A 19099-nucleotide genomic window follows, 5' to 3' on the forward strand; every position below is an offset into this window, starting at 1 on the left:
TTACTCCTCTGCCCCAGCAGTTGAATGCGAGCCCGTGTCAGAACCTTCAACCGCAGCCACTTCTTTCTTCTCGTGCTTGACCGGCTTGCCTGGTTTCATGCCTTCGTACTTGTCGACGATCTTCTGAAACAGGTCCGGCGTGTACGCGGAGTACGAAGCGGCAGGGTTGTTCTGGCTTGGTTTGGCAAGGGCTTCGTATTCAGCTTGATCAAGCTGTTTAGGTGCGGCCTTGACTTCGGCTACCCAGGCGTCGAATTCTTCCTGGCTCGTCGAGATCGCTTTGAATTTCATGCCGGTAAAGCCAGCGCCGCTATAGTTGGCGGAGATGCCGTCCATTTCAGCTTTCTGGTTGGCCATCAGGTGCAGCTTGGTCTGCATGCCGGCCATCGCATAGATCTGGCCACCCAGGCCTGGGATGAAGAACGAGTTCATCACAGTGTCGGAGGTGATCTTGAAGTTAACCGGGGTATGTTCCGGGAACACGATCTTGTTGACGGTGGCGATACCCAGGTCCGGGTAGATGAACAGCCACTTCCAATCCAGCGCGACCACTTCGATATTGATCGGCTTGGCGTCGGATTCCAGCGGACGGTACGGGTCCAGTGCGTGGGTGGACTTGTAGGTCACATAACCCAGGGCAATGATGATGAGGATCGGAACCAGCCACACCGCGATTTCAATCTTGGTGGAGTGCGACCACTTCGGCGCGTAAGTCGCCTTGGTGTTCGACGCGCGGTATTTCCAGGCGAAGGCGAAGGTCATGATGATCACAGGAACCACTACCAGCAACATCAGCAGGGTGGCGGTGATGATCAGGTTGCGTTCATCCAGACCGACCTGTCCTTTGGGGTCGAGCAAGGCCCACTTGCAGCCTCCCAGCATTAACATCATGCCAAGCAGCGGCAAAAAGCCTAGTAATCGGGGGTACCTGTTTTTACTCATCTCACGACCTCTAAAGCAGCTTGCGCAATGCAGTTGGGTTTTGATCGCCAACACTTCACCCTGCCAAGGGTTGGCATTTCTCTTCGATTGAATAAGAGCCTGCCCGAGCGCCCTGATTGGACGGTTAACGGACCTGCGGTGAGTTCTTATTCGATTTCGTGGTTAAAGGCCTTGTTACAGACCAATTCCATTTGGTGCGGATAGTTGAAAGGCTGCCGGAACCTGGGGTCGCACAGAGCCATCCATCTGCCCCTCGACCGCTCCAATGCTCAAAGATTGAACAGCACCGGACATTCAGTGCGGGCGATTGTAGTTAGCTAGCGATGTATAAACCATGTCTTATAAAGAAATAATTTTTATCGTTTACAGCAATAATCCTTCACCTATTTTGCAAAAGTTCGCGATCTTATCGCGTTGGATTCTCAACAAAAACCACAAAAAATGCCGTGTTATAGGGCAAACTGCCACACCCCTTACCCCCTGTAAGGGCCTGAAAAACCGATCCAAGCCCCCATAAAACAAGGCATTAACAGATCACCGAAAGCCTCGAACGGCGCGCCATTCGCGGTGTCGCTCAAACGATGAACTGACAGCACACATTGACGACGCGGGGCAAATTCAAGCGGCGGTTCAGCGGCTCAGAAACGTCCTGCGACTGCGTCTGTGTGACAACATGTCGCACACTGCACACCGCCAAAATTGTCCCGCGTCACTGTCCCTTCATTAATCCCTACAAACAAAAACGCCCCGGCTTTCCCTTGAGAAGGACCGGGGCGTTTCAGTGAACGACTCAGGCTTTGCGTTGGCGATTACGATAGATACCCAGGGGCACCAGGATCACCGTCAGCACAAACGCCACCAGCGCCCATTGCGCCAGTGACAGGCCGAGCACCGGCGGGTACGGCGTGCTGCAGAAGCCATCGACCTGGAAGACCAGTGGAAACACCTTCGCCAGGGGCAGGCCGTCAACGATCGGTTGCAGCACATCCACGCCGCAACTGACCTCGGGGAAGAACTGGGTGTACACATGGTGGCCGGCAGCGGCCACGCCGCCCAGGGCACTGAGGACCACCAAGCCTTCAAACAGCGTGATCGCGCCTTTGCTGCGCATGGCTGCACCGATAAACGCAAAGACCGCAATCAACAGCAAGGCGTAGCGTTGCAGGATACACAGCGGGCACGGCGCCTCGCCCAACACCACCTGCATGTACAGCGCACCGCCGATCAGCGCCAGGCAGATGATGCCCAGCAACACCAGAAAGCGCCGTTCCCTGCCTAAACGCAATTCGTCACTCATCTCCGTATCCCTTTGTTTGATTGTGCCAATGGCCGCAAGTTTACACACAGAGAGTGGTTTAAACAGAGAGGGGTTAACAGGGGATTAATCGGGAGGAATGGAGCGCTGAATGTGGGAGGGGGCTTGCCCCGGTACAGACCGGAGACATCCTTTACGTTTGAAACCGGAGACATCGTTTACATGTATTAATCATGGCCAGGAGGTAACTGGCCATGTCATGGAATCGAGAGTCCCCTATGGATCAAAAAGTCAGATTGATAGGCGACTGGCTGTCCGGCGCCTATTCAAAACGTCAACTGGCATTGAGCTACGGCATTAGTCGACCGACCTTGGACAAGTGGCTGCAACGGTATGCCACTGCTGGCCTGGACGGGCTCAAGGACGCCTCACGCCGTCCACTCTCAAGCCCTTTTCAAACGTGCGATGCGCATATTGCTGCTCTAATCGAGCTCAAGCATCAACACCATGACTGGGGCCCCAAAAAGCTGGTCAAGGTCCTTTCCAATCGCTATCCGGAATGTCATTGGCCGGCACCCAGCACGGCGGGGGAATGGCTCAAACGAGCGGGACTGGTTCAAGAGCGGCGCAAGCGCAATCGCCCGCCTACCGGCCCCGTCAAACTTCGCCCGGCAGATCTCCCCAATCAAACGTGGGCCGCTGACTTCAAAGGCGACTTTTTAATGGCGGATGGCCGACGCTGTTACCCGCTGACGCTCACGGATCAGGCCAGCAGATTCATATTGTTGTGTCGTGCGCAGCCCAGTGTGGCTGGGGCCCGCGAGGGTTTTGACTGGGCTTTTCGCGAGTACGGTCTGCCTGATGTCATCCGGACTGACAACGGTTCACCTTTCGCCTCAACCGGTCTCAGCAGGCTCTCCAGTCTGGCCGTCTGGTGGATACGGCTGGGTATCTACCCAGAGCGTATTCAGCCGGGGCGACCCGATCAGAACGGGCGGCATGAGCGTATGCATCGCTCACTCAAGGCCGCGTTACTGAAGACGCCAGAGGCCAATATGGTCCAGCAGCAGTTGGCGTTTGAACGATTTCGACAGGAATTCAATCATGATCGGCCGCACGAGGCGTTAGACATGAAGGTGCCGAACGATCTGTACGATAAATCGCCAAGGATCTATACAGGCTGGGTACCTCCTGCCGAATATGGAGCGGATATGGAGGTACGCAAAGTCAGAACAGACGGGTCAATGAAGTGGAGGGGCAGGATGATCTTTTTGAGTGAGTCACTGGTAGGAGAGTCCGTTGGACTGCGAGAAGTGGACGACAACGTGTGGGACATGTACCTATGTAACTATCCACTGGGTAGGCTAGACAGCGGTGCAAGCCGGCTATCCAGCACCCAGAAACGTAAAGGATGTCCCCGGTCTCGTTTGTAAAGGATGTCTCCGTCCGTACACCCCGATAGCAGTGTGTCAGCCACAGATAAGCTGACTGATCCACCGCTATCGGGGGCAAGCCCCCTCCCACATTTTGAGCAGTGTTGCGCTGGAGAAATTATTCCAGGGCGGCGGCCGGGCCGAAGAATTCGTAGCGGCTTTGTTTTTCGGGTACGCCCAAGGCTTTGAGGTGGCGCTTGATCGCGGCCATGAAACCTTTAGGGCCGAGGAAGTATGCATCCAGGTCGCGCTGCTCGGGCAACCACGCCGCGAGTTGTTCCTGGCTCAGCAGCCCCACGGTGTCGCCTGCCGGGCTCACGCCATCGTCCTCGTCATAGCAGTAGAAGCGCTTGAGTTGCGGATGCTTGGCCGCCAGGGCATCGACCCACTCCCGAAACGCATGCACCCCGCCGTTACGCGCACAGTGGATAAAGTGCACCGGGCGCTGGGTAGCCAGGGCCGCTTCGAGCATCGGCAGTGTTGGCGTAATGCCCACTCCGCCACTGATCAGCACCAGCGGTTTATCGCTGGCCGCCAGGGTGAACTCGCCCGCTGGCGGGAACAAGTCGATCGTCGCGCCGACCTGCAGTTGATCATGCAGGTAGTTGGACACCCGCCCACCGGCTTCGCGCTTGACGCTGATGCGGTATTGGCCGGCATCGCTGAGGGCCGACAAGGAATAGTTGCGGCGCACTTCTTCGCCATCGAGCACCAGCGTCATACCAATGTACTGACCGGGCGCAGCAGCGAGGATCGGGGCGTTGTCCACCGGGGCGAAATAGAAGGACGTGATTTCGGCACTTTCCTCCACGCGCTTGACCAGCTTGAACGGCCGCGCACCCCGCCAGCCGCCTGGCGCCTGGGCCTTCTCGTCATAGATCGCGGCTTCGGCGCCGATCAGGATATCCGCCAACTGGCCGTAGGCCGCGCCCCAGGCGCTCATTACCTCGGGGGTGGCAATCTCGCTGCCCAGCACTTCGGAAATCGCACGCAACAGGCAGGCCCCCACGATCGGGTAATGTTCCGGCAGGATCTGCAAGGCCACGTGTTTGTTGATGATCTTCGCCACCAGGTCACCCAGTTGATCCAACTGGTCGATATGCCGCGCATACATCAATACGCCATTCGCCAGGGCGCGGGGCTGGTCGCCGCTGGCCTGGTGCGCCTGGTTGAACAGCGGGCGGACCTCCGGGTATTCGGAGAGCATCATGCGGTAGAAATGGGTGATCAGCGCTTCGCCGCCGCTTTCCAGCAGGGGCACGGTGGATTTGACGATGGCACGGTCTTGGGCACTAAGCATGGAGCCTCCTGGGCTTCTTTACTGATTGCCTTGAGGTAATCAGCATTCATGCCAACTAATAAATCGTTTAATTTCAACCAGTTAAATTAAACATAGTCAGTATGACTCCTACGCAATATAGTCATAAGGACTACAAGGAGTCATTATGACTGCGCAATCGCTGCTCACCACCCTGCTCCCCCTGGTCGCCGACCTGTCCCGTGAACTGCCCGAAGGCGAGCGTTACCGCCGCCTGCTGCACGCCATGCGCGCCCTGCTGCCGTGCGACGCCGCCGCGCTGTTGCGCCTGGACGGCGAGTCGCTGGTGCCGCTGGCCGTGGACGGCTTGAGCGCCGATACCCTGGGCCGACGCTTCAAGATCAGCGAACACCCGCGTTTCGCCGTGCTGCTCAGCAGCCCCAGCCCGACGCGTTTCGACAGCGACAGTGAATTGCCCGATCCCTACGACGGCTTGGTGGACGGCCTGCACGGGCACCTCGAAATTCACGACTGCATGGGCTGCCCGCTGTTTGTCGATGACCAACCGTGGGGCCTGCTGACCCTGGACGCCCTCGACCCCGAGCGTTTCGAACGGGTCGAACTGGATGCGCTGCAGGCCTTCGCCAGCCTCGCCGCCGCCACGGTCAACGTCGCCGAACGCATCGAGCGCCTGGCGTTGCGTGCCGAAGACGAGCACCAGCGCGCCGAAATCTACCGCCAGGCCAGCGGCCAGCAACACAAAGAGATGATCGGCCAGAGCAAGCCCCACAAACGCCTGGTAGAAGAGATCAGCCTGGTGGGCGGCAGCGACCTCACCGTGCTGATCACCGGCGAAACCGGGGTCGGCAAGGAACTGGTGGCCCAGGCGATCCACGCCGCGTCGTCCCGTGCAGACAAGCCGCTGATCAGCCTCAACTGCGCCGCCCTGCCGGAAACCCTGGTGGAAAGCGAGCTGTTCGGCCATGTGCGCGGCGCCTTCACCGGCGCGTCGAACGAGCGCCGCGGCAAGTTCGAACTGGCCAATGGCGGCACGCTGTTTCTGGATGAAGTCGGCGAGTTGTCGTTGACGGTGCAGGCCAAGCTGCTGCGCGTCCTGCAAAGCGGCCAACTGCAACGCCTGGGCTCGGACAAGGAACATCAGGTGGACGTGCGCCTGATCGCCGCCACCAACCGCGACCTGGCTGAAGAGGTGCGCAACGGCCGCTACCGTGCCGACTTCTACCACCGCCTCAGCGTCTACCCGCTGCAAGTGCCAGCGCTGCGCGAACGCGGCCGCGATGTGTTGCTGCTGGCCGGGTTCTTTCTCGAACAGAACCGTTCACGCATGGGCCTGGGCAGCCTGCGCCTGACCAGCGACGCCCAGACGGCATTACTGGCCTACAACTGGCCGGGCAATGTGCGCGAGCTGGAACATTTGATCGGACGCAGCGCACTGAAAGCCCTGGGAAACTGTCGCGAACGTCCGAAGATTCTCAGCCTGAGCGCCCACGACCTGGACCTACCGGACGTCAGCGCAGCGCTGATCGACCCCCCACCCGAAGTAGCCGCCATCGCCAGCGGCGACCTGCGCCAGGCCACCGAACACTACCAGCGCCAAGTGATCAACGCCTGTCTGGAACGCCACCAGCACAACTGGGCCAGCGCCGCCCGCGAACTAGGCCTGGACCGCGCCAACCTAGGCCGCATGGCCAAACGCCTAGGCCTCAAATAACCCATTCAAACCCAATAAATGCTGAAAATGCTGAAATGCTGGAAATGCAAAAAAATGTGGGAGGGGGCTTGCCCCCGATAGCAGTGGCTCAGCTACAAATAAGTGACTGACCCACCACTATCGGGGGCAAGCCCCCTCCCACCTAAAGCAACCCCCTCCCACCTTAAACACCCCCCCTCCCACCTCAGACTTGCTTCGCCTTAAACACCGGGCTCCCCGCCTGAACCACCTTCCCCCTACGAAACACCAACACATTCCCCACCATCACCAACACCAACCCCGCCAACGCCGGCGCAGTCCACTGATACCCCTCGGCAAACGCCGACACATTCAGCGCCACCACCGGAAACAGCACCGTGCAATACGCCGCCCGCTCAGGCCCCATCCGCCCCACCAACGTCAGATACGCCGTAAACCCAATCACCGACCCCGGAATCACCAAGTACCCCAACGCCCCGACATACCGCGCACTCCAATCCATCTCGAACGGAATCCCGCGCACCACACAATAGGTCGCCAACATCACGGCCCCATACGCCATGCCCCAGGCATTGGTAGTCAACGGCCGCAACCCCGCCTTCTGCTGCAAACTCGAAAGCATATTGCCAGCCGAAAAACACATCGTCCCCAGCAACGCCAGGCCCAGCCCGAGCAAGGTCTGCGGGCTGGCGGTGTGCCCCGCCAGCTCCGGCCAGAACAACAGGCCCAACCCCAACAAACCAAGCCCGCCGCCCATCAACACATTGCGCGCGACCCGCTGGCCAAAAAACACCCGCGCATTCAGGGCATTCCACAACGTCGCCGTGGAAAACACCACCGCCACCAGCCCGCTGGGAATCCACTGGCTGGCCGTGAGAAAGCACATGAAATTCACGCAGAACAGGCACAAGCCCTGGGCCAGACAGATCAAATGCCCGCGCCGGGTCATCACCTGCAACTTGCGGCTGAGCAGCAACAGCGCAAACAACACCAGCGCCGCCAGGCCGAAGCGATAGACGATCGACACAGGAATCGCCACCACGCCCAGTTGCCACTTGAGGGCGATCCAGGTGGTGCCCCAGATCAGCACGGTGAGTAAATACAGGAAAAGGTTCATAACAGGCTCCGCTGGTTGAGCCACAGTGTCACCTTCAACCCCTGACCGGCACTTGCAGATTCTTGCGCTTTTGTCGCGCGGCGGGCTCACAGCCCCAGCGGCTCGGAGTAGGATGCAAGGCGTCGGAGAGTACACACCATGTCAACGCTGGAATCCCTGCAAGTCTTTCAAGCCCTCAACCGCTCGCCCCACGCTCGCCTCGAAGCCTGCGCCGAGCTCGGTGACGGCTTGTCTGCGGCGCTGTGGAGCAACCACCACGACTCCCAGGATTACCAGGCGCCCGGCCATCACACCTTGTCCTGCTACATCGGCGGCGGCACCGGCACTTTTCGCCGTGACCAGCCGGGCACCAAAGGCGGGCCCGACAAGTTGTGCATCCTGCCGGCCGAGCATCAGTCGGCCTGGGTGATCAACGGCGACATCCGCCTGGCCCATGTGTATTTCAGCCAGGCGCAATTCGCCTTGGGCTGCATCACCCTGCTCGACCGCGAACCGCGCGCGCTGCAGTTGCAGGAAAGCACCTTCCTCGAAGACCCCAGCCAGGCGCGCCGCTTTCACCAGTTGATCGCCCTCAACTGGCACGAGCCCGCCGAACGCCTGCTGACCAGCAGCCTGGCCCATGAAATGCTCAGCCACACCCTGCTCAGCCAAGTCGGCGCGCGCGACGGGCTGCGCTTGAAAGGCGGGCTGGCGGCGCATCAACGGCGCTTATTGGTGGACTACATCGAGCAGCACCTGGACGACCCCATCAGCCTTGGTCAATTGGCCGGGATGTGCGCGCTGTCGGAATACCATTTTGCGCGGATGTTCCGTCAGAGCTTCGGCCTGCCGCCCCATCAATACCTGTTGGCGCGGCGCCTGGCCCGCGCGCAGAGCCTGCTGCGCAGTGGCAGCCTGCCCGTGGGTGATATCGCGTTGATGTGCGGCTTCTCCAGCGCCAGCCACTTCACCCATCGCTTTCGCCAGGCCATGGGCGCGACACCCGGCGAATACCGTCAGGCGTTCTGCGCTTAACCCATCAAGCCCAACGTCTTGGCCTTGGCCACCGCCTGGGTGCGCCGCTCCACACCGAGCTTGCTATGGATGCGCCGCGCATGGGTCTTGACGGTGTGCAGCGAGATAAACAGCCGGTTGGCGATTTCCAGGTTGGAGTTACCGAGGGCGATCAGTTGCAGCACTTCCAGCTCGCGCTGGCTCAGCGGGTTGTCCGCCGTGCCTGTCGGCAAGGCCTGCGGCTCCAGGCCGAGTTCACTCAACAGCCCGGGCGAGCGTAAACGCAGTTCGCGAACCGCCTGCGGCACCTGGCAGCGCGCTGCCAGTTCCAGGCCGTTTTGCAAGGCTCGACGCGCCACCGCCGGTTCGCCCAGTTGCCAGGCCACCTCCCCCAGCACCAAGTGCAATTCGGCTTCCAGGCACAGCATGCCGCGTTGGCGGGAGGCATCCAGCAGCGCGTCAAGCCGCGCCAGCGGTTGATCGGCGACGCCCAGTTTGACCTCGGCCAACACCAACAGGTATTCAAGGCGCGGGATCAATTCCAGCGTGGCCGGGGGTGCCTGCTTGGCGCCTGGCCCACGGAAATGGCGAAGTACCCGGCGTATCGCTTCCTCCGTCAGTTCGGCGCGGCCCTGCTGTAACCAGAAGTGCCCGCTGACCAGCAACAGCACCGCGCGGTATACCGTGTCCGGTACCTGGCGTTGCTGCATCAGACGCTCGGCCTCGCGCAATTGGATAAAGGCCTGGGCGTAATCGCCACGGTTGGCCGCGAGCAATGCCAGGCCGAGAAAACCATAAAGCACGCGCTTGTCCTGGCTGTGCAGACACATCGTCAAACCGGCGTCGAAACACTCGGCAGCCAAGGCATCCTGGCCTTGGCACAGCGCCAGATGCCCACGCCGCAGGGCGATGCGTCCGACCAGCGGCCCAGCCTTCAGCCGCTGATTGAGCAACATCGCCTGCACCTGCTCCAACAGGCTCTGCGCCCGATACGGTGCGCCACGCTGTTCGAGCAATTGCGCGTGATCCAGCTCCAGCAGGGCCTCGAGCAACAGCGAGCCATGGGCCCGCGCCAGGCACAGCGCTTCGCGGTTCAGGGCCTGGGCCGCCTCCAGCTCACCGCGCAACAAGGCCTGCTGGGTCAGCCCCGACAGGCACATCAGGCGTGACGTCCACGCACTGTCGGGCAATGCCTGCAAGGCCTCGAAGAAATGCTCGCGAGAACCTTGCGCATCGCCTGCCAGATGCAGCAACCATCCCCACTGCGCCTGCCAGCGCGCCAACAGAAGGCGTTGCTGTGGCGCCGACGGTTGCGGGGCGAAACGCGCCAGTTGGCCGATGCACACCGCGGCCTGCTCGAAGCGCCCGGCGAACAGCAACGCGGCCGTGACCAGCCCCACCAACTGCGCGGAACAGAGCATCAGCTCATCACCATGCTGCTCATGCAGGCGCAACAGCAGGGCGGCATTCTGCTGGCGGAACAGGTCTTCAAAGCTGAAGTGCTGCAACAGGCTGACGGCCACTTCGTATTCTTCGGCCAGCAGCGCCTGCTCGAACGCGGCTTGCCAGTCACGCTCGGCGCTGAACCATTGGCAGGCCCGTCGGTGCCAGGAGCGTTTGGCCGGCCAGGGTTCATCACGCATCAATTGCGCAAGCGGCGGGAAGACTTGCAGCCAGTCGGCGTCATCTTCCCAGGGCTGGATAAATGCACCGAGCGCCTGCAAGTCCCGCAGGTACTGATCGCCATCGCCAAAGCCGAACAGGTGCTCACACAAACCCACATTAAAACGCGGCAAATGCGCCAGCACGCGCCAGGCTTCAACCAGCTCTGCCGGCAAGGTGCTGAACAGCTCATGTTGCAGGTAGTCGAGCAAGGTTTTCTCTGGATGGCCGTCGCCGAGCAAGGCGATGCGCACCCCGGCGCACCAACCGGCGCTGAACTGCATCACGCGCTCGACGCAGTGACCCGGCGCCTGGCCGAGCAGGGCCTGGACTTCTTCGGCGCTGAACATCAGCTCGGCCGCGCTGCACTCCAGCAGTTCATCGTCGAGCAGCAGTCGCGGCCAATTACACGCAGGACGCCGCCGCGCGCCCAGCCACCAGGTCAGCGAAGGGTGGCTGGCGGTGAGCAGGCGGTCGAGCAAAGCGTCGAGTTCGGGCGCGGGCAGGCGGCTGAAATCATCGAGAAACAGCCACGCCGCCGTCTGCCAGCGGCCGAGATCCTGCAGCAAGGTGGCTTCATCGGTAAACGCCAGGCCCAGGTTGTGCGCCAGGCGCCTGCACAAATCCACAGGGCTGAGCACCACGCCATTGAGCGGCAACCAGTACACCAGGCAACCCGCTGGCGCCTGCAAGGCACACTCGGCGAGCAGCGCGCTCTTGCCACTGCCGCCAGGAGCACAGAGCAACTTGACCCGCGCCTGCGCCGCCAGCAAGGGCTCGGCCAGGCGCGGGCGCAACAGATGATGGGCGGACAGCCGGGGCATGAATCCAGGACGGTCCAGGCAGCGTGTCATGGCGGTCATTGCTGCATCCTGCGTTTTTATTGTTATGCAACCTGACACCTACCCTAGCCCCGTGCTCGGCGATTCTTGAAGAAGTATTCAGCAGAGTGATTAATTGCCATGCACAAAACCCAATGTGGGAGGGGGCTTGCCCCCTCCCACATTGGGATTGCATTTCAAACACGCATCAGCGCACGTCCCAACGCATCAGCGCACGCCCGAAGCCCTCAACGCCGCTGGCGTGTAGTCCGCCGCCTTGGCCGCAAACCCGAACACAAAACTGCTCTTCTCCTCGTTCTTCATACCCAGGGCGATGTAACGTCCGGCGATGAGGTCGTACAGGGTTTCCACGGTGTAGGCCGGCACCTGGTGGTCGTAGTAGAACTGCGCATGGCCTTCGGCGACACGCCACAGTTGGCCACGGCCGTCGTAGTGATCCACCAGCGCGACCTGCCAGCTGTCTTCGTCGATGTATATGTGGCGCTTGGCATAGATGTGCCGTTCGCTCGGTTTGACGGTGCCGACCACTTCCCACACGCGGTGCAGCTCATAGCGGGTCAAGTCCTGGTTGATATGCCCGGCCTTGATGATGTCGTCGTACTTGAGGCTCGGCGAATCGAGTTTGTAGCTGTTGTAGGGGATGTACATCTCTTTCTTGCCCACCAGCTTCCAGTCATAGCGATCGGGGGCGCCGGAGAACATGTCGAAGTTATCCGTGGTACGCAGGCCGTCGGACGCGGTGCCCGGACCGTCGTAGGACACTTGCGGCGCCCGGCGCACACGGCGCTGGCCGGCGTTGTAGATCCAGGCCAGGCGCGGTTCTTTGACCTGGTCGAGGGTCTCGTGGACCAGCAGCACGTTGCCCGCCAACCGCGCCGGGGCCGTTACCGATTGCTTGAAGAAACTCAGCACGTTGGCGGCCTTGGCCGCGTCGATGTCCGGGATCGCCTGCGGCACCGCGACTTCTTCTTCAAAGCGGATCGGCGTGTAGCTGCCGTTCGTTTGCGGGGTCGCCTGGGTGATGATGCGCCGCAGGTTACCGCCGTGGTAACGGGTGATGTGGTTCCACAACACCTCCACGCCATTCTTGGGAATCGGGAAGGCGTAGTAGCGGTTGCCGGTGAAGTTCTCCAGGCCGTTGCCGTCGTTGATCGCATGCACGTTCAGCGCGCTGCGCTTGATCGACTCGTAGATATCCGGCGGCAGGTTGACCGTGCGGTGGCTCGGGTACACCGGGATCTTGTAGGTCTCCGGGTAGCGCTTGAACATTGCCACCTGGCCGTCGGAGAGTTTGTCCTTGTACTTGTCGACCGTCGCGGCGGTGATCACGAACAGCGGTTTTTCACTGGCGAACGGGTCGGCGAGGAAGCCCTTGCTGTCCACCGCGCCGGCATTTTTCGGAATGCCACCGGTCCAGGCCGGGATCGAGCCGTCGGCGTTGCCGGCTTTTTCCGCGCCGACCGGGGTCAGGCTGCTGCCGAGCTTGGCGGCTTCTTCGGGCGACACGGCCGCCATGACGTTGGCGGCCAACACGCTCAGGGCCATCACAGCAATCAACTTACGCATAGAGTCTTGTCCTTCTTTAAGCCAAATCAGAAGTTCACGCCGACGCTGAGGGCGAGGAAGTCGCGGTCGGTCAGGGTGTTGTAGTCGCCACCAAAAAAGTCGGTGTAGTTCAGGCTGGCGGTGTAGGTGTTGCGGTAGTCCGCATCGACACCGACGCTGATCGCCTTGGCCCCCTGGTTGAACAAGCCGTTGGGGCCGTAACCGTTGACGTCATGGGACCAGGACAGGTTGGGCTTGAGGTTCACCCCGGCAAACACGTTGTTATAGTCGAGGATGGCGCGGGCGCGATAACCCCAGGAATTAGCCGTGACGAAACCGTCGGTGTCGCCACCGAAACCGTAGGCGCCGTAGACCGAGTCGCGGCCGTAGCGCAGTTTGCTTTTCGCTTCCAGCCCGCCGACGTGGACGAAGGCGGCCTCACCCACCAGGGTCAGGCGTTCGGCACCCAGGACCTGGTCGAAGAACTGGGTCATGGTGCTCTGGATCTGGGTGATTTCCTTGCGCCGGTAACCGGCGTTGTCGGCGCCAAACGAGCTGCGGATCGGCGACGCGGTATTGCCGGCAATCGGGTTGATCAGGGCCAGGGTCAGGTCAGTGGTATTGAGTTGCACCGGCGCATTCGGGCGGTAACTGATTTCCCCGGTCCAGGCCGTGCCGGTGGGCAAGGTGGTGGAGAAGCTCGCACCGTACAGGCGAATATCTTCCGGGTAATCGAGATAGTACTGGCCACGGCCAAGCATGGTGCTTTGGGCCAGGGCCGAGCCGGTGCCCGGCGCAATGGCGTTGGCGGTGTTGACGATGCTCCCGATGGTGGCCAGGTTGGTGTTGGCCGTGAGGGTGCCGACGGTCGGCGTGCGGCTGTGGTAGTTCATGAAGTACAGGCCGTACTCGGTGTCGTCGCCCAGCCAGCGCAAGGCCGCGCCGAACTGGCCGCCATCGCGGGCATCACGGTCCTTGGCGCGCTGCACCACGACGCCTTCACGCGTGACCTCAAAGCCCTGGCCGAACGCTGCGGCCACCGGTTGCAACGGCGCAATCGCCGGGCTGCCGACCGTGTAGTTACCGTTGCAACCATGGGCCGCCACGTCGCCACCAAAGAACGTGCCGCAGTTATCCAGCACGGTGTTTTCCCAGTTCAACTGGTAGAAGCCTTCTACCGTCAGTTGGTTGGTCAGGCTCTGGGAGGCGAACAGCATATTGACCGGTATCAGCCCTTCCTTGATCTCGGCGCCGGGGCGACGGAAGGCCGATACGTCGATGGGGTTGATGCTGTTGATGGAGTTACCGATAAACGTACTCTCGCCCCAACTCACCACCTGCTTGCCGACGCGCACGTTGCCCGGCCGGTCGGCGATGGAATAGTTGTGATAGACGAACGCATCCAGCAGCTCGTAACCGGAGGAGCGCGCGCCTTCGTCGCGATGGTGATTGCTGATCTGCTTGAACTCGCGGTCTTCGTCCTGCAGCTCGAAGTCGTACCAGTACTTGCCGCGCACGAATACGCCGCTGTCGCCGTACTTGAGTTCCAGGTCGTGGATGCCTTTGAAGATCTTGGAGAAGGTCTCGCCCTTCTTGAAGTTCAGTCGCCCATCATCCCCGGTGGAAGCCTGCCCCGTGCCGCCATTGGACACGCCCACCAGCTTCTTGTCGGCATCGCGCATGCCCCAACTGGCGCCGACCGACAGCGAGGAATCGAATTGCCCTTCGATCTCGCCGATGTTGAACGAAACAGCCTGCGCCTGGGCACAGCATCCCAACGCAACCGCAGTGGCCAGCGCCTGCGGCGTGAAGATGGCGCGCATTGTTGTTTTTGTCATGCGTCTTCCCCGGTGAGTGACAGAAGGCCCCACCCTACTGCCGCCCTTCGGGAGCGATAAGCGCACCAAGGAGGTATTCGTGTTGTCGCTCGAAAGGATTAACAGCCGCTCTGGCGCGGCTCTGCGCACGGGCATGCAGCCTGTGGATGGCGGGTTATCAGGCCGGTGGATAGCGCCGAGGGAACTGTTTCCATATCAGTAACAGTCCTTGTCACGAACCGCTATTACTCATTTTGTTACAACCCTCTATTCTTGCCTGGCTTTCAGGGCAAATGGCCCGCTTCCACCTTCGGGAGAAAAGCTGAAATTCGACGGATTGGCTAATATATTCAATCTGTTACCAGTGTTCACTGACGTTGAGTCTGTCGCTCCTTGATCCAACGTCTTACTTCGGCCGCTGCTTTGCAGCGGCCTTTTTTATGCCTGAAAAAAAGCGGGGCGCCATCAGCGCCCCGCAGTATTCATGGTGCATCTAGCAATGATCAGAGGCTGAACTTCTGCAAATTGGCCATCATCTCCTTCAAAGCCTCAATCGTGTCCTTGGGATGCACCGCACCGTCGAAGTCACAGATCTGTTGCCAGTGCGCGGCCACGTCATCCGGCGTGAACCCGGCCTGCGGGTCGAAGCCCACGCCGAGGCTGCGTTCCCAGCGGGTCTTGCCGATCCAGCCGCCGCCCACTTCAAACAAGCCTGAGGTTTCCTGGCACGCCTCGCTGCCGAGGTACACCACCAGCGGGCTGACCAGTTCCGGCTTGAGGCGCTCGAACACCTGCGGCGGGATCAGACCTTCAGTCATGCGTGTGCCGCCGGTGGGGGCGATGGCGTTGACCAGGATGTTGTTCTTGCGCCCTTCCAGCGCCAGGGTGCGGGTCAAGCCATACAGGCCGAGCTTGGCCATGCCGTAGTTGGACTGCCCGAAGTTGCCGTAGATGCCCGACGTGGACGCAGTGAAGATCACCCGACCATAGCTTTGCTCACGCAGATGGGGCCAGGCGGCGCGGGTGACTTTGTAAGCACCTTCGACATGCACCCGGTAAACCAAGTCCCAGTCGCTGTCGTCCATTTTGTGGAAAGTCTTGTCGCGCAGGATGCCGGCGTTGTTCACCACCACGTCGATACGCCCGAAAGCGTCCAGGGCGTTCTGTACGATTTTCTCGCCATCGGTGACGGAATCATGGTTGGCTTCGGCAATGCCGCCAGCCTCGCGGATTTGTGCGACCACACGGTCGGCCGCCGACGCATTGGCGCCTTCGCCCTGGGTGGAACCACCGAGATCGTTGACCAGCACTTTGGCCCCGTGGCTGGCGAACAGCAGCGCATGGGCCCGGCCCAACCCGCCGCCGGCACCGGTGACGATCACGACCTTATCCTGGAACTGCACTGACTCACTCATACCGAACTCCAATGGCGACAATGGGAATGGGTCGAGTGTCAGGCACAGGGCCTGCGGTCACAATAAATACGGCCAGGGCTGAATGGTGCGCGATAAGGCTGAAGGATGATTGCCTGTTTCAGGAATAGGCCATGCGCGGCGCCACCTGCACGATCCGCTGTCGAAACTCCAGGTAATGCTTGAGCACCTGCACCGGCGCTTCGATCTGCGGGTAGTGGCCGATATTGGCCAGCAATACCGTGTCGGCGTGGGGCACCAACTGGCGGTAACGCTCGACCATGTGGGCGCCGGAAATCGGGTCGAACTCGCCGTCGATCACCCGCAGCGGTACGTCGCCACGCTGCAGGGCGCCCACCCAACGCTCACGCAGGCGACGGCGCTGGGGAATGTAGTTGATCAGTTTATGCAGGATGCGCGGCCCGTCATTGCAGTTGATCAGACTCCAGAAATCATCGAGGGCGCTCTCACTGGGACGGGTCTGCGCGCCGAAAATCTGGCTGAAACTGTCGGACAAGGCATTGCGCCCAAATGCGCGACCGATCATCCAGCCCAAGGGGCTGAGCAGCAATTTCTGCACCAGCACCAGGCGATGGGTTTCGGGGAACAGCCCGCCATTGAGGAACACACAACTGGCCATCTGAAAACCGCCCTCGTGATGCCGCGCCAATAATTCCTGGGCGACGCTGTCCCCGTAATCATGGGCCAGCACATGCACCGGTTGTCGCACACGCAGGTGGTCGAGCAGCGCCTGTTGCAAATCGGCCTGTTCCAACAGGCAATAGTCGTGGTCCAGCGGCTTGGCCGAATCGCCAAACCCGAGCATGTCGCAGGCGATCACCAGATTGCGCTGGGCCAGGGGCTGCCACAGGTAATGCCAGTCCCAACTGGCGGTCGGGAAGCCATGGATCAGCAGCAGCGGCTCGCCCTGCCCGGCCACCCAATACCGAATGGTGCGGCCACGGAAAACGAAACTCTGGCCGCACTTGCGCCAGGCCCTGAGCGGAATCTCGGCGAGAGGCATCAATTTTTATACCCCGGATCTTGCAGGTCCAATTTACGCAGCAACGCCGGCCAGGCCAGCGCGCCTCCCATACCTTGGGCGCTCTTTGTGACAGCCGCCACCATCGCCCTGGCCCCAGCGAGAATCTGCGGGTCGATGGTGATCAATTCAGCCGCGCCGTTTTGCGCAAGCACTTGGATATCACAGGCACGCTGAAAGGTGAACATCATCAGGAAGGTGTCGGCAATCGTCCCGCCGCAGGTCAGCAGGCCATGGTTGTGCAGCATCAGAAAATTGTTTTCGCCAAGGTCGGCCTGCAAGCGCGCTTTTTCTTCGTGATTCAGCGCCACGCCTTCATACGCGTGATAGGCCAGGCTGGACAACACGAACAAGGACTGCTGGCTGATGGGCAATACGCCCTGCTTCTGCGCAGACACGGCAACCCCCGCCGCCGTATGGGTATGCAGCACGCACACCACGTCGTGGCGCACTTCGTGGATGGCGCTGTGGATGGTGTAGCCGGCCGGGTTGATGTCGTAAGGGCTGTCCATCCGCTTGTTGCCGGCCTGGTCAACCTTGACCAGGCTCGACGCCGTGATCTCGTGGAACATCAGCCCATAAGGGTTGATCAGGAAATCATCGGTGCCCGGCACCTTGGCCGAAATATGCGTGAAAATCAGATCATCCCAGCCGTGCAGGGCGACCAGGCGATAGCACGCAGCCAGATCGACGCGGGTCTGCCATTCGGCGGCGCTGACCTGATCTTTGACATTCTGTGGCGATACAACGGGGGCTAGGCTCACGGCAACGACCTCCTTGACGCACTTTCTTATTATTTTTTAAGTGAAAGGTCAGTGTAGTCAGACGTCGTGGCGCAGGTAGTTGCCTTCGCAGCCAGCTTGATGGCCGCACGAGTCAGCCATGAGAATAGTTTAAATCTGTCCAAGTCGCGTCAGAGAAGTGCCGCCAACAAAGGCGCCGCAAACAGGTTGAGCAGCCCCGTCAACACCATCACCAGGCCCGCGACAGAGCCCTCTTCACCGCCCACTTCATGGGCCCGGCTCACGCCTGCGCCGTGCGCGCCCACCCCAAACAATGCCCCGCGCGCCAAGGGGGTGCGCAGCGGCAGCCACTTGAGCAGCACCCCACCGAGCAAGGCGCCGAACACGCCGGTGAACATCACGAACACGGCCGTCAGTTCCGGCACACCGCCCAGGTCGGAAGACATCGGCATGGCAAACGGTGTGGTGATTGAACGCGGCACCAGGGACATCGTCACCGCACTGTCCAGCGCCAGCGCCTTGGCCAAACCGAACGAGGTGCCGATGGACGCCGCGCTGCCGGCCACCATGCCCAGCAGCAAGGCCGACCAATACCGCGCCAGCAAACGTCGCTGTTGCCAGATCGGCACCGCAAACGCCACGGTCACCGGGCCCAGCACCAGCATCAACCAATGGGTGTCGCGGGCGTATTCGGCATAGGCGGTGTGCATCGGCACGGCCACCGCGAGCAGCAGCGCGGGCACCAGGATCAGCGGCGACAACAGGTAGCGCCCGGTCCGACGGTAGATCCAGCGGCTGAAGATATAGGCGCCCAGGGTCAGGGCCAGCCAGAACACCGGCATCAGCTCAAGCTTCATGGCGCACCTTCCAGCGACACACTATTTCCACGGTGAAGGCCGTCACCAGCATGACCGCCAGGGTGCTGAAGCCGATCACCAGCAGAATGCGCCAACCGTCATTGCGCACCAGGCTGCCGTAGTCCAACAGGCTCATCAAGGCCGGAATAAAGAACAACAACATTTCCGCCATCAACACGCCCGCCCCCAATTGCAGGGCCGCCGGCTTGACCAGGCCGGTGGCGAAGGTCGCCAGCAACAGGCCCAGGCCCATCACGCCACCGGGGATGGGCCACGCCAACCAGGCCACCAGTTGAGTACCGAGCTGGTAGATGGCCAGCAGTACGACCAATTCAGTCAGCAGACGGCCGACGCGTTTGAAGCTGAAACGTTTCATGGGCTTTGGGTCCTCGTAGGCCTCCATTTTAGAGAGCCCCCTTCCATCCCCACAGCGAATTGTTAGACTGCCAACTATTCCAAACTGGAATCGT

Annotated in this window: 15 protein-coding genes; 3 read left to right on the top strand and 12 right to left on the bottom strand. The window is 61.0% G+C overall.

Annotated elements, in window-relative coordinates; all coding sequences use genetic code 11:
• Window positions 1-942 (bottom strand): ubiquinol oxidase subunit II, encoded by a 942-nt coding sequence (cyoA, locus tag U5A08_RS24680; protein WP_253398893.1) that lies wholly within the window; start codon window positions 940-942, stop codon window positions 1-3.
• A gap of 790 nt (window positions 943-1732) precedes the next feature.
• Window positions 1733-2239, bottom strand: a complete 507-nt coding sequence (locus tag U5A08_RS24690; protein WP_247403557.1) for a disulfide bond formation protein B — start codon at window positions 2237-2239, stop codon at window positions 1733-1735.
• Window positions 2240-2451: 212 nt separating this feature from the next.
• Here U5A08_RS24690 and U5A08_RS24695 point away from each other — a divergent pair, with 212 nt between their 5' ends.
• Window positions 2452-3630: an integrase core domain-containing protein gene (locus U5A08_RS24695; RefSeq protein ID WP_425262813.1), complete on the top strand. Its 1179-nt coding sequence runs from the start codon at window positions 2452-2454 to the stop codon at window positions 3628-3630.
• Between the two features lie 118 nt (window positions 3631-3748).
• On the opposite strand, the gene hmpA is transcribed toward U5A08_RS24695, so the two are convergent.
• Entirely contained in the window at window positions 3749-4930 is a 1182-nt protein-coding gene (gene hmpA, locus U5A08_RS24700) for an NO-inducible flavohemoprotein (RefSeq protein ID WP_253398896.1), read from the bottom strand.
• A gap of 145 nt (window positions 4931-5075) precedes the next feature.
• On the opposite strand from hmpA, the gene norR reads away from it, so the two are divergent.
• Window positions 5076-6620: a nitric oxide reductase transcriptional regulator NorR gene (gene norR / locus U5A08_RS24705; RefSeq protein ID WP_321848971.1), complete on the top strand. Its 1545-nt coding sequence runs from the start codon at window positions 5076-5078 to the stop codon at window positions 6618-6620.
• Window positions 6621-6804: 184 nt separating this feature from the next.
• Here norR and U5A08_RS24710 read toward each other — a convergent pair whose 3' ends face one another.
• The gene (locus tag U5A08_RS24710) at window positions 6805-7716 is read right to left on the bottom strand and encodes a DMT family transporter (RefSeq protein ID WP_321848972.1); all 912 of its coding nucleotides are present in this window, start codon (window positions 7714-7716) and stop codon (window positions 6805-6807) included.
• 138 nt (window positions 7717-7854) lie between these two features.
• On the opposite strand from U5A08_RS24710, the gene U5A08_RS24715 reads away from it, so the two are divergent.
• Window positions 7855-8730, top strand: a complete 876-nt coding sequence (locus U5A08_RS24715; protein ID WP_247405561.1) for a helix-turn-helix domain-containing protein — start codon at window positions 7855-7857, stop codon at window positions 8728-8730.
• Here U5A08_RS24715 and U5A08_RS24720 read toward each other — a convergent pair.
• The 8 genes from U5A08_RS24720 to U5A08_RS24755 form a co-directional block, all read right to left on the bottom strand.
• Window positions 8727-11234, bottom strand: coding sequence for a LuxR C-terminal-related transcriptional regulator (locus U5A08_RS24720; RefSeq protein ID WP_321848974.1), 2508 nt, complete (start codon window positions 11232-11234; stop codon window positions 8727-8729). The genes U5A08_RS24715 and U5A08_RS24720 overlap by 4 nt on opposite strands.
• 186 nt (window positions 11235-11420) lie before the next feature.
• The gene (locus U5A08_RS24725) at window positions 11421-12779 is read right to left on the bottom strand and encodes a DUF1329 domain-containing protein (RefSeq protein ID WP_321848975.1); all 1359 of its coding nucleotides are present in this window, start codon (window positions 12777-12779) and stop codon (window positions 11421-11423) included.
• Window positions 12780-12805: 26 nt separating this feature from the next.
• The gene (locus tag U5A08_RS24730; RefSeq protein WP_253398911.1) at window positions 12806-14596 is read right to left on the bottom strand and encodes a DUF1302 domain-containing protein; all 1791 of its coding nucleotides are present in this window, start codon (window positions 14594-14596) and stop codon (window positions 12806-12808) included.
• 482 nt (window positions 14597-15078) lie between these two features.
• Window positions 15079-15990 carry an SDR family oxidoreductase gene (locus U5A08_RS24735; protein ID WP_253398913.1) on the bottom strand — a complete coding sequence of 304 codons (912 nt, stop codon included), beginning with the start codon at window positions 15988-15990 and terminating at the stop codon, window positions 15079-15081.
• A 118-nt stretch (window positions 15991-16108) separates the two neighbouring features.
• Window positions 16109-17011, bottom strand: coding sequence for an alpha/beta fold hydrolase (locus U5A08_RS24740; RefSeq protein WP_321848976.1), 903 nt, complete (start codon window positions 17009-17011; stop codon window positions 16109-16111).
• Window positions 17011-17793: a class II aldolase/adducin family protein gene (locus U5A08_RS24745; RefSeq protein ID WP_253398917.1), complete on the bottom strand. Its 783-nt coding sequence runs from the start codon at window positions 17791-17793 to the stop codon at window positions 17011-17013. The genes U5A08_RS24740 and U5A08_RS24745 overlap by 1 nt, the downstream gene beginning before the upstream one ends.
• 149 nt (window positions 17794-17942) lie before the next feature.
• Window positions 17943-18629 (bottom strand): LrgB family protein, encoded by a 687-nt coding sequence (locus tag U5A08_RS24750; protein WP_253398919.1) that lies wholly within the window; start codon window positions 18627-18629, stop codon window positions 17943-17945.
• On the bottom strand, window positions 18619-19005 hold the full coding sequence (locus U5A08_RS24755; RefSeq protein ID WP_321848979.1) for a CidA/LrgA family protein: 387 nt from the start codon (window positions 19003-19005) through the stop codon (window positions 18619-18621). The genes U5A08_RS24750 and U5A08_RS24755 overlap by 11 nt, the downstream gene beginning before the upstream one ends.
• Window positions 19006-19099: the final 94 nt, after the last annotated feature.

Origin of the sequence: Pseudomonas paraveronii (assembly GCF_963681955.1) — a bacterium.
GTDB lineage: Bacteria > Pseudomonadota > Gammaproteobacteria > Pseudomonadales > Pseudomonadaceae > Aquipseudomonas > Aquipseudomonas paraveronii.

Excerpts from the sequence above, each read along its gene's own strand:
- cyoA (WP_253398893.1), bottom strand. The coding sequence starts at position 942 with ATGAGTAAAAACAGGTACCCCCGATTACTAGGCTTTTTGCCGCTGCTT.
- U5A08_RS24690 (WP_247403557.1), bottom strand. The coding sequence starts at position 2,239 with ATGAGTGACGAATTGCGTTTAGGCAGGGAACGGCGCTTTCTGGTGTTG.
- U5A08_RS24695 (WP_425262813.1), top strand. The coding sequence starts at position 2,452 with ATGTCATGGAATCGAGAGTCCCCTATGGATCAAAAAGTCAGATTGATA.
- hmpA (WP_253398896.1), bottom strand. The coding sequence starts at position 4,930 with ATGCTTAGTGCCCAAGACCGTGCCATCGTCAAATCCACCGTGCCCCTG.
- norR (WP_321848971.1), top strand. The coding sequence starts at position 5,076 with ATGACTGCGCAATCGCTGCTCACCACCCTGCTCCCCCTGGTCGCCGAC.
- U5A08_RS24710 (WP_321848972.1), bottom strand. The coding sequence starts at position 7,716 with ATGAACCTTTTCCTGTATTTACTCACCGTGCTGATCTGGGGCACCACC.
- U5A08_RS24715 (WP_247405561.1), top strand. The coding sequence starts at position 7,855 with ATGTCAACGCTGGAATCCCTGCAAGTCTTTCAAGCCCTCAACCGCTCG.
- U5A08_RS24720 (WP_321848974.1), bottom strand. The coding sequence starts at position 11,234 with ATGACCGCCATGACACGCTGCCTGGACCGTCCTGGATTCATGCCCCGG.
- U5A08_RS24725 (WP_321848975.1), bottom strand. The coding sequence starts at position 12,779 with ATGCGTAAGTTGATTGCTGTGATGGCCCTGAGCGTGTTGGCCGCCAAC.
- U5A08_RS24730 (WP_253398911.1), bottom strand. The coding sequence starts at position 14,596 with ATGACAAAAACAACAATGCGCGCCATCTTCACGCCGCAGGCGCTGGCC.
- U5A08_RS24735 (WP_253398913.1), bottom strand. The coding sequence starts at position 15,990 with ATGAGTGAGTCAGTGCAGTTCCAGGATAAGGTCGTGATCGTCACCGGT.
- U5A08_RS24740 (WP_321848976.1), bottom strand. The coding sequence starts at position 17,011 with ATGCCTCTCGCCGAGATTCCGCTCAGGGCCTGGCGCAAGTGCGGCCAG.
- U5A08_RS24750 (WP_253398919.1), bottom strand. The coding sequence starts at position 18,629 with ATGAAGCTTGAGCTGATGCCGGTGTTCTGGCTGGCCCTGACCCTGGGC.
- U5A08_RS24755 (WP_321848979.1), bottom strand. The coding sequence starts at position 19,005 with ATGAAACGTTTCAGCTTCAAACGCGTCGGCCGTCTGCTGACTGAATTG.